Raw genomic sequence first — 944 nt, 5'->3', positions numbered from 1 at the left:
GCGGTGACCGAGAATGGCACTCTGAGCAGCACCGGCACCATTGCCTTCAATGATGTGGACCTGATCGACAGCCACACCGTCTCGGTCGCGTCCGCCGAGGGCAATCTCGGCGGCCTGACCGCCTCGGTCAGCGAGAAGGCGGGCGCCGCCAATGGCAGCGTGTCGTGGAGCTACAGCGTCGATGACGCCGCAGTGCAGTATCTGGCCGCTGGCGAGACCAAGACCGAGACCTTCACCGTCACCCTCGATGACGGCAACGGCGGCACCGTGGACCAGACGGTGAGCGTCGTCATCACCGGAACCAATGACGCGGCGGTGCTCGGTTCGGCAACGATCAGCCTGACCGAAGCCGATACCGCTCTGTCCACAAGTGGCACCCTTACCATCAGCGATATCGATCACGGTGAAGCTCATTTCGTCGCGCAGAATGGCACGGCGGGCCAGTACGGCAGCTTCTCCGTCGATGCCGATGGCGCCTGGTCCTATCAGGCCGGTGCCCATAACGAGCTTGCCGCTAACCAGGTTGTGAGCGACAGCTTCACCGTGGCTGCGGCCGACGGCACCACCACCAGCGTTACCGTGACCCTGACCGGCACCAACGACGCGGCGGTGCTGAGCAGCGCCACGGCGGCGCTGACCGAGACCAATGCGGCGCTGTCGGCGTCGGGCCAGCTGACCATCAGCGACGTGGACAGCGCGGCGACCTTCGTTGCGCAGAGCGGCACGGCGGGCCAGTACGGCAGCTTCTCCGTCGATGCCAATGGTGCCTGGTCCTATCAGGCCGGTGCCCATAACGAGCTTGCCGCCAACCAGGTTGTGAGCGACAGCTTCACGGTGGCTGCGGCCGACGGCACCACCACCAGCGTCACCGTGACCCTGACGGGCACCAACGACGCGGCGGTGCTGAGCAGCGCCACGGCGGCGCTGACCGAGACCAATGCGGC

Annotated in this window: 1 protein-coding gene; it reads left to right on the top strand. The window is 66.3% G+C overall.

The genetic code is table 11. The features are described 5' to 3' along the window. On the top strand, positions 1 to 944 hold a 944-nt coding region (locus CU669_RS20930), incomplete at both ends, for a VCBS domain-containing protein (RefSeq protein ID WP_205119537.1).

Origin of the sequence: Paramagnetospirillum kuznetsovii, assembly GCF_003284725.1 — a bacterium.
GTDB classification, from domain to species: Bacteria; Pseudomonadota; Alphaproteobacteria; order Rhodospirillales; family Magnetospirillaceae; genus Phaeospirillum; species Phaeospirillum kuznetsovii.
This window is presented reverse-complemented; position numbering and strand designations above follow the sequence as displayed.